The following is a 1,172-nucleotide window of genomic DNA, read 5'->3' on the forward strand; positions in this document are numbered from 1 at the left end:
GTGGTGGTGTCCGGCCGGCCGGTGACGGTACCGGTCCGATCGACCCGCGCGCTGCCGGTCGGCAGGCCGGCGACGGCCCGGCCAACCCGCGTCGCGGCCGTGGGCCGCAGCCCGGCCCACGCACCGGCCCCGCCGGTGCGATGGCCGCTGCCGCTGCCGCCGGCATGCCGCCGGCCGGCCCGGCTGGTCCGGTCTCACCCGGCCGCCCGCCGATGCCCGGCCAGCAGATCCCCGGCCAGCAGATCCCCGGCCAGCCCGTCTCGGGTCAGCACAGCCAGGGTTTCCCGGCACAGCCAGGCCGCCCGGTGGGGCCGCCGGAGCAGAGTCAGGGTTTCGGGGCGCAGCCAGGCCGTCCGGAACCGGGTAGGCGTGGCCCGGCCGGGCCGCCCGAGGAGAGCCAGGGCTTCGCCGCGCAGCAGGGCCGGCCGGACGCGGGCGACCGAGGTCCGGGTCTCAGCGGCCGGCCGGTGTCGCCGGCCGGTGGCCAGGGCCAGCACAGCCGAGCCGACCTCGGCGGCGCGTTCCCGAGCCGGCCGGTCTCGGGCCAGCCCGTCTCGGGTGAGCCTTTCTCGGGTCAGCCCTTCTCGGGTCAGCACAGCCAGGGCTTCCCGGCCCAGCACGGCCGCCCGGAGGAGGGCGACCGCTTCGGCAGTCGGCCCGTGTCGCCGGGTCCGGGCCAGCACGGCCGCCCGGAGGAGGACGACCGCTTCGGCAGTCGGCCCGTGTCGCCGGGTCCGGGCCAGCACAGCCGCCCGGACACGGACGAGCGTTTCGGCAGCCAGCCGGTCTCGCCGGCTCAGCGTGGCCGCCCGGAGCCGGGCGAGCGTGGCCCAGGTTTCGGTAGTCAGCCGGTCTCGCCGGCGCAGAGCCAGGGCTTCCCCGCGACGGGTCGGCCCGGGCCGGGCGAGCGGGGCAGCGGCCCCGGTAGCCGCCCGGTGTCCCCGGCACAGAGCGACGGATTCGGGCGGCCGGAGCCGAGCGAGCGCAGCGCGCGCTTCGCGGGCCAGGCGGACCCGAACGGACGGCAGACAGGCCGCCCGGAACTCACCGGGCGACCGGCAGGCCAGCCGGAGCTGAGCGGACGGCCGGCAGGCCGCCCGGACCTCGGCGGCCGTGCGGGGGGTCAGCCGGAGCTCGGCGGGCGCCCCGCGGGTCAGCCGGCGGGTCAGCCC

1 protein-coding gene is annotated in these 1,172 nt (G+C 79.6%); it reads right to left on the reverse strand.

The window, feature by feature from the left end; genetic code table 11:
- Positions 1-194 precede the first annotated feature (194 nt).
- Positions 195-1,172 (reverse strand): hypothetical protein (locus Adu01nite_RS43200; protein ID WP_203735195.1); only part of this gene is annotated, 978 nt, incomplete at its 5' end.

This window comes from Paractinoplanes durhamensis (genome assembly GCF_016862175.1).
GTDB lineage: Bacteria > Actinomycetota > Actinomycetes > Mycobacteriales > Micromonosporaceae > Actinoplanes > Actinoplanes durhamensis.